Here is an 8,290-nt window from a genome sequence, read left to right on the forward strand (position 1 = left end):
TCTGGTACTCAGACACGACAAAGACCGGCCGAAAACCGACCGGTCTTTCATTCTTGCGTTTCAGGTATGGATCAGGCAGCTGCCACATCGCGCAGGAAAGCGTCGATGGATCTGCGCATATCGCTCGCCTCTGCATCCAGAACTTCCGTCACACCGGCCATCGAGGAAGCCGACTGGCTTGTCCGCTCAACCGACTCCCGGACACCGCCGATATTGGCGGCAACCCGACCGGTGCCGTCCGCAGCTTCCGCAACATTTCTGGAAATTTCCTGCGTTGCAGCGCCTTGCTCATCAACCGCCGCGGCGATCGCAGCCGTGTAGCTGTTGACTTCATCCATCGTTGCGGCAATGGCACCGATCGATTCAACGGCGTCTTTCGTTTCCGCCTGGATCGCCGAGATCTGCGCACCGATTTCCTCGGTTGCCTTTGACGTCTGGTTGGCCAGCTCCTTCACTTCAGCTGCCACAACCGCAAAGCCCTTGCCGGCCTCACCTGCGCGAGCCGCCTCGATCGTTGCGTTCAAGGCCAGGAGGTTGGTTTGTTCGGCGATGGCCTGGATGAGCGTGACAACCTCGCCGATACGATTGGCAGCTTCAGCCAAACCGGCAACCTTCTGGTTGGAGGTCTGTGCGTTTTCAGTTGCCTGGACAACGATACCGGTCGTCTGCTCAACCTGGCGGGAGATTTCCGCGATCGAGGAAGACAGTTCCTCAGCCGCCGATGCTACCATCTGCACATTGGAAGATGCGGTTTCCGAGGCTTCGGACACGGAGCTGGCACGACCGGTCGTATCCTGGGCGACTGCACCGAGCTCTTCAGCGGAAGACCGCATTTCGTGAACCTTCACACCCACTCCGTCCAGCTTGGCGGAAATTTCGTGCTGGAACGATGCGATCCGCTGGCTGATGATCTCCTGCTTCTCACGCTCCTTATCGTCGTGTTGAGCGTTTTCCTCCTGCAGGTGAACCGCCTGAGTGCGTGCCTCTTCGGCTTCTTCCCGGGCACGATCGGAAGCGGCGAAGGCGTTTGCCAGGCTGTTTGTCATCCACCAGAGCGCGCCGACTTCAGCCACCACTATGACGGCATGGAAAACAACCCGGCCGAAATCTGCGCCGTTCGGGAAAACCGCCCAGGGCATGGCGAAGTTCAGAACAAGGTGATGTACGGCAACCACAGCCGCATAGGCCACCAGGGCGCGCCAGTCGACCCAGCTTGCGAGGATGGCCAGAACGGCAAAGAAATACATGTGGCCATCAAGCTGGAACGAATTCTGGCCGTCCGGCGTCGACAGGGACGCCACAAACAATGCCACCAGACCGGCAAGGGACATGGCTGTTGCCAATCGGGTCTCGACACCGGCACCAAATTTCACCCAGGCACCGGTTGCAGCGGCACCGAGCAGGAGCGCCGCGCCGAAAACCGTCACAACAGAGACGTTCCCGATCAACAAGGCCGTCCCCATTACCAGGAACACGTTGAACCAGGTGAAATAGATTACAATCCTGGAAAATCTTTCCCGGAAACTGTCCAGACCGGAAACCAAAGGTGCCGTCTCACTCATGTTGCCCTCTCCAAAGATACCCCGATCCAGCGCGCGCATGCGAATGCAACGGCGGATGAGGCAACAAACCCTGCCCCCGACTTATAGAGTCGGTCGATAAATTCCTGATCGGTGGCTTCCGTCAACGCCACCCATGCACCATCGCGTACGAAGATGATCCGACCCTCGGCATTGGCAACCACCTCAACGGCAGTCTTCCCCCAGGGTTTGGCAACAACCGCAACAAGCCCGTTGCTGCCCGGCACCAGAGCGCCCAGCAGCATTAGAATGCAACAACCCAGGAAATAGGTTGCCGCAAAGATTTTCGCGGATTTGCTCACTCACTCAGACCTCGACGCAGATGTGCGTGAGCCGAAGCTTTGCATTCCAAATTTAATAAAATCTGAAATGTTGAATTAAACCGGCCGATTGAGGAGCCTATTCTGAAGGGTTAACTCCGGTCGTGCGATTTCATTGCACGAATACCATCAAGACAACCCGTATAATTTACAAGGGACCTTCGACCGGCATCAAAAAAGCCGACGCATTGCAGCGCCGGCTCGAATTCAGACTGGTTTCACGCGGATTACCCCAACCCTGTGGGACAGGCGACACCTGTACCGCCAATGCCGCAATATCCTGAAGGGTTCTTGGCCAGGTACTGCTGGTGATAGTCTTCTGCAAAATAGAATGTATCTAGCTGGCGAATTTCTGTTGTGATCGAGGATGCCACACCGCTGCTCTTCAGCGCTTCCTGGTAAGCATCGCGCGAGTGCTCCGCCACCTGAAGTTCTTCCGGCGTCTTCACGTAAATTGCGGAGCGGTACTGCGTACCCGTGTCGTTTCCCTGGCGCATGCCCTGGGTTGGATCGTGATTTTCCCAAAAAACCTTCAACAAATCGCCGAAACCGATCACCGCAGGATCATAAACAACCAGAACCGCTTCTGTATGCCCGGTCCGACCGGTGCACGTCTCGTGATAGGTCGGATTGGGTGTATGGCCGCCCGCATATCCGACCGCGGTTACATGAACCCCGGGCAACTGCCAGAACAACCGTTCTGCTCCCCAGAAACATCCCATGCCGAAAAGAACCGTTTCCATTCCCGTCGGATAAGGGCCTTTCAAGGAATTGCCGTTCACGAAATGCGCATCGGCAGGTTCGATGGCCTCAGGGCGGCCAGGCAAAGCCTCTTCCTTGCCGGGCAGGGAAAATTTCTTCGTCAGCATGGTCATGAAAGACATTTTAGATCTCCGATACCGCTCCAGCCGGATCCCAAAAATACAAGGACCGCCTTCAGCACTCTTTCCGAAGGCGGCCCAACGATCCCGGGCTTGTGATGAATTATCGTGCTTTTACCAAATGTGGCGCAGTTGGCGTATGTTTCCAAGAGGCAGTCACAAGCCTGTGCGAGATTTTCAACGCTTCAGGCAAATTGAACCTGGTGACGCCGTCGCCTGGCCCCTAACCACAAAAGCAGCAGCCCGAGCGGCGCAAAAAACGCCCAAACTGGCCAGATGAGAATGGTCAGGACAACAGGGTCCCAGAGCAGCGGGTGAATATGACGTTCGATAGCCGGCTGCAAAATCGGGAACGTGTCCGGGAAGAATTCATAAAGAACCTGACCGAGAGGAGCGAGATGCACCTGAGATTGCGCAATAGAACTGCTGGCGTCAGAAATTCCGGCAATAATCGCGACGGCAAGGAACCCGTATCCCGAAATGCGGAATATAAACTTTAAAACACTGATCATCGTTTTGCTTTCAATCTTACTCGTCCCGAAGTCGGGAAATACTCGAAATGAGATTGCCGGAGATATCGGTTCTCCGGTCTTGCCTATAACTAAAATTAATAACCCAAAACTAATGAACAAGATTTGATATGCAACACATTCCTGTGAGATTTTGGTGACGATTCCGGAGCTTAACAGCGCTGAAATCGTTCCGATCACATCCGAATATAGGCATAAATCGCAATATGTTGACGGAGCACGGTCAATTTTGACAGCAAACGTGATTTCGCAATTCAGTCCCCTCGATATCAAGCGCTCGCTTGAGGCTCACACCCTGCACCACAACATCGACCATCCGTTTCATCGAATCGATTGCCGATCCGGTTCAAGATCGGGCCTTTATGCTGATCGATCGCCCTCACCTGTTTCACTCTTTTTCAGAGCGCTCCCAGCAATTTAACCCTGGAAATCACCATCTTCTCACCCTGGCAACGAGTTGAAAATCCACAGGCACAAGGCATATCAAAAAAAACTCATTCTAGTGCTTGCACTTGCCCTGTTCCTGAGTATATTGCGCCCCACTCAAGCGGGTGACGCTTGCAACGGACAGGTGGCCGAGTGGCTGAAGGCGCACGCCTGGAACGCGTGTATACGGGCAACCGTATCGAGGGTTCGAATCCCTCTCTGTCCGCCATTTTTCTCAAAAAATTTAGGCTGAGTACCTTTTGGGTCAATGATCATGTCACCAACTGGATCGACGCAATAGTTAATTTTGCGTGTCTATTTTGGGTTGTGACAGGAGTTGAATCTTGTTACCACGCAACTGGGAATGTGAACCCCGTTCACTACATCTCAGCCGGCGCTTAGTCGACTTTACCCCTCCCAACGCATAGGAATGGTATGGAGGCGATTGATCGCGAACACCTTTGTACCAACATGATCAGAGAGTATTAGCGGCAAACCAGCCACGATCGATCGACTAGCTAGGCGACCGGCAGTGCTGCGCTAATGAACGAACAATTGATTGTAGATTACAAGGCCCGAAGGGTCAGCCGGGTCAATTGCCACTGGCCTCACAATCATGCACGAAATTGACTGAGACATTGATGCCGAACAGCGGGTTCTGTAGCACCAAAGTCAACGCCTTGCGATTTTCCACTACCAGTTCCCTAACTTCTTCCGCCCAACGCAGCAAGCGCTCAAACCGGACGCGACTGGTGCAAGAGGTTTCGGTAAATGTCGGACTTGAGCACTTCCTTGACATTCTGGCCGATCCGCAAGGGCGCGAGCTTCTGCATGTTGGACAGACCCTCCCGAAAATTATCCGGTAGGTCAACTAATCAGCGTGATGCATCTCCTCGATGGATTTCTTCTCGCTCTTTTTTCGCCAGGTGTGAAAGCCCCAGTTGTTCAAGAGATGATAATACACCCAGAACTTGCTTATCACGCAAAGTTCGAGGAAGAGATCTTAGTTAAGGCGCTTGATGACTATCGCAATCCCTTTCATAACGACTCCCCACCAAGATGCCGCTGCGTAATTTACGACAGCTCTAAGATGAGATCCAGGTCGTTCGCTTGAAATCGAAATAGAATGGTGAACCTCAAGAGCAGCCCAACGCCTAAAACGAAAAACAGAAATTTTTGAAACTTCTTCTGGGGTGTTCCAAGGAAAAAGGACAAGAAACAGCGGCCAGCTTGCGTTGGTTACGCGAAAAAATCGGGCAATATATGGATAGTCTATTCCATTTAGGACCTAACGCTCCCAAGACAACATCATCATGCGGCATTGAGCGAGAAATAACGTTCGCCGATACGTCACATTGGTTACATTGCGCAAAGTACGGGCGAGCACACGCCCTGCTAAGTCCCGTTGGTGTTCATTCTCCGATGCCCGATGGCGAAAACTTGACTGAAAGTCATGCTCCGTTTTAAGCCAACCCGGCATGTTTTTGCGCGATGGGAATATGAGAGGTGGTCTTTCCAAGTCCTCACCACCATGCAATGCCTCCAACCGCTTCAAGATTCTCGAAGACAAAGGAATTCCATGGACGCACTTTGCTTTCATGCGCTAGGCCGAGAGTTTCCTGACGCGAATCTGAGAATCAGGTTGTGTCCATTCCATGTGTCGAATTCGCCTGAGCGCTGGGACACGGTAGGTCGGTTGGCGACACGCTCGCGTTTCCCCGGTTGTCTGGACAGATTCTGGCCAATGAAGACGCAGATCAAATTGATCTTTTGATATCCGGTACAGCTGTCGCCGCATCGTGTCACTCGGACGATCTTATCGTGGAAAGGACAATTCGACCTAGGCGGTGGCCCTGTGCCCCGGACCGAGAGTGCTTGTAAATCAACAGCATAGGACCCGGAGAGGTTCTGACAAGAACAACTCAAGTATTAAACCGTCGAAACCACCCGCTACTGAAGCTAATTACCAGAAGAATGCGCCAGCGCGCAGTGCAGGTATCAAAGCAGTTTTCGCTAAGTTAAGTAGAGCCAAAGAAAGATTTTCCTTGTGAATTTTACCGGTTTCAACTAGCGGTAATCGTGTCCGTGCAAGGCTAAATAGGTTAACAAATTATCAAGGGCGTGACGATTGCAGATTTTCGGGAAACCTTTTGGCGCTCTCGGTTCAAGCGCACAATCTCTCTCCTCCGAATGGTTTGTGTTCCACAATTGCTGAGTTAGTTCATATGGTCGGAAATTCTCCTGAAATACATTCTTTAACAAATTTCTCATTCCAGGCGATGGATGACATGGGCATGTCGAGCGCCGCCTATATTGAAACAGCGGATGCAGCAGACAATGTCGGCACCTCTTACACGATGTCCGTCGGAGATACGTTTTCGGGCGAGATTTCAGACTTGAACGATGTCGACTGGATCAGAATTGAATTAAGTTCCGACGAGACATATGCGATTTCTTTGACCGGTTCTCTTGAGCTGATCGACACCTGGCTGACGATTTTCGACGCCGATGGATCGCTCGTCGCTATGGATGACGATGCCGGAGAAGGCTACTATTCCTATTTGAACTTCGTGCCGACGGCATCAGGCACCTATTATGTTTCCGTCGCGTCTGATCAGGGTTTCGACACAGGATCGTATGATCTTTCGGTCGAAACACGGGATCCGTTGCCAGAGCCCCTCTTCACGGATACCGAAACCGACGATGCTCCTGACAACACCACCACCAATTACAATCTGTTGGTAGGAGACTCTTTTGCCGGAGTTATTGATGATACTGGTTCCAGTGAAGCGGATTGGGTCCGGATATCGCTGGAAGCCGGTGAAACCTATGCGTTTACTCTAGATAATACCAGTGCGTACCTGACACTTTCGAATTTCGGTGGAGTGTATCTGACAGAGGGCCAGAGTATATCTAGTACTGGGCTGGAAACACTCATCTACACGGCCTACTCGACGGGCGACTATTACCTGGGGGTATCGTCGCCAGCCCACAGCTCTTTCTCCGGCTCTTATGAGCTGACGACGCAGAAAATCATATTGGATGAAAACGGAGACGCCGCGGCAAGCACTGCCACGACGTCCGAGATGTCTGTCGGAGAAACGTTTACAGGCGTGAATTCAAACGGGTTTAATGCTGATTGGATTCGCATCTACCTTGAAGCCGACAATGAGTATGATTTTGACATCGTCAGCCATGCAACAGATAATCTGGCCCTCCGACTGCGCGACAGTGCGGGGACAATCCTTGCATCCGACCCACCGAACGGAACAAAATCATCTCTTGAGGCTTCTGTTTCGTATGTGGCTCCTGAATCAGGCTATTATTACCTGGATGTGGACAGCATAGTCTATGAAAACACCAGTTACTACGAACTGTCAGCCAGTCGTGTCGGCAACGCAAACGACAGGGTCGCGGATTATTTAAGTTCGGATTATTGGGGTGGGCAATTCGCGTTCGATGTCGCCCCCGGAGGCTTTCTGACAGTCGATATAACGGGATTGACGGCTGCGGGTCAGTATCTTGCCACGAACGCCCTGGAGGCATGGACCGCGGTAACCGGTATCAATTTCAGTTTCGTATCGAGCGGTGCTCAGATCACGTTCGACGACAATAATGCAGGCGCCTATGCCGAATTTTTCAACACCGGATCAACGATTACGTCAGCTGACATTAACATTTCGACAGGCTGGCTGGATACATACGGAACCTCACTCGGCAGCTATTCCTTTCAGACCTACATCCACGAAATCGGTCATGCGCTCGGTCTCGGACATGCCGGAAATTACGACGAAACTGCGACTTACGGCATCGATAATCTATTTGCGAATGATTCCTGGCAAGCGTCGGTCATGTCGTATTTCGATCAGACCGAGAATACAAATATCGATGCCAGCTTTGCCTACCTTCTGACCCCGATGATCGCCGACATTCTTGCGATCCAACAGCTTTACGGCACGCCAAACAATATCCATCTGGGTGACACGACATACGGTTTCAATTCGACGGCAAGTGGCTACCTCGACAGTTTCGTGAATGCGACAAACCCGATCGCCGGCACGATTGTCGACAACGGCGGCACCGACACGCTGGATTTCAGTGGGTTCTCGGCCGATCAGGTCATCGATCTTCGTGAGGAACAGGCCTCCAACATCGGCGGCCTTGTCGGCAATTTCTTCATCGCGAGGGGGACGGTGATGGAGAATGCGATTGGCGGCAGCGGTGCGGACCAGCTCATCGGCAACGACGCGAACAACATTCTTGAGGGTCGAGACAGCAGCGACACGCTTCAAGGCAATGGCGGTGACGACATTCTGATTGGCGGCACCGGCGACGACGCGCTGATTGGTGGTACCGGCAACGACACGCTGATTGGCGGTACCGGCAACGACACATTTGACGGCGGTGCCGATTCGGACACGGTGACTTATGAAAATGTCTCCGGTGCGGTGAAGGTTGATATTCGTTGGAACGGACGCAATGTCGGCAGCAGCGAAGGCAAAGACAGCTTCACGTCAATCGAGAACGTGACAGGGTCCGGCTTCAATGACTGG

Annotated in this window: 5 protein-coding genes, 1 tRNA gene and 1 pseudogene; 2 read left to right on the plus strand and 5 right to left on the minus strand. The window is 52.6% G+C overall.

Going from position 1 to position 8,290, the window contains the following annotated elements:
* Positions 1 to 71: 71 nt before the first annotated feature.
* From ABLQ08_RS07380 to ABLQ08_RS07395, 4 genes are all read right to left on the minus strand, one after another.
* Positions 72 to 1,562: a methyl-accepting chemotaxis protein gene (locus tag ABLQ08_RS07380; RefSeq protein ID WP_352940475.1), complete on the minus strand. Its 1,491-nt coding sequence runs from the start codon at positions 1,560 to 1,562 to the stop codon at positions 72 to 74.
* Positions 1,559 to 1,882 (minus strand): hypothetical protein, encoded by a 324-nt coding sequence (locus ABLQ08_RS07385; RefSeq protein WP_352940476.1) that lies wholly within the window; start codon positions 1,880 to 1,882, stop codon positions 1,559 to 1,561. The genes ABLQ08_RS07380 and ABLQ08_RS07385 overlap by 4 nt, the downstream gene beginning before the upstream one ends.
* A 245-nt stretch (positions 1,883 to 2,127) precedes the next feature.
* Positions 2,128 to 2,784 carry a peptide-methionine (S)-S-oxide reductase MsrA gene (msrA, locus tag ABLQ08_RS07390; RefSeq protein WP_352940477.1) on the minus strand — a complete coding sequence of 219 codons (657 nt, stop codon included), beginning with the start codon at positions 2,782 to 2,784 and terminating at the stop codon, positions 2,128 to 2,130.
* A 182-nt stretch (positions 2,785 to 2,966) separates the two neighbouring features.
* Positions 2,967 to 3,413, minus strand: coding sequence for a hypothetical protein (locus ABLQ08_RS07395; protein WP_352940478.1), 447 nt, complete (start codon positions 3,411 to 3,413; stop codon positions 2,967 to 2,969).
* Between the two features lie 463 nt (positions 3,414 to 3,876).
* On the opposite strand from ABLQ08_RS07395, the gene ABLQ08_RS07400 reads away from it, so the two are divergent.
* A tRNA-Ser gene (locus tag ABLQ08_RS07400) sits at positions 3,877 to 3,966 on the plus strand.
* 541 nt (positions 3,967 to 4,507) lie between these two features.
* Here ABLQ08_RS07400 and ABLQ08_RS32655 read toward each other — a convergent pair.
* Positions 4,508 to 4,719 (minus strand): annotated as a pseudogene (locus tag ABLQ08_RS32655) (ferritin-like domain-containing protein); the annotation flags it as partial.
* A 1,306-nt stretch (positions 4,720 to 6,025) separates the two neighbouring features.
* Here ABLQ08_RS32655 and ABLQ08_RS07405 point away from each other — a divergent pair.
* A partial coding sequence (locus tag ABLQ08_RS07405) for a M10 family metallopeptidase C-terminal domain-containing protein (RefSeq protein WP_352940479.1) occupies positions 6,026 to 8,290 on the plus strand: 2,265 nt, incomplete at its 3' end.

The sequence above is a fragment of the Roseibium sp. SCP14 genome (assembly GCF_040329475.1).
Classification (GTDB): domain Bacteria; phylum Pseudomonadota; class Alphaproteobacteria; order Rhizobiales; family Stappiaceae; genus Roseibium.

Coding starts and splice junctions, on each gene's coding strand:
- ABLQ08_RS07380 (WP_352940475.1), bottom strand. CDS start 1,562: ATGAGTGAGACGGCACCTTTGGTTTCCGGTCTGGACAGTTTCCGGGAA.
- msrA (WP_352940477.1), bottom strand. CDS start 2,784: ATGTCTTTCATGACCATGCTGACGAAGAAATTTTCCCTGCCCGGCAAG.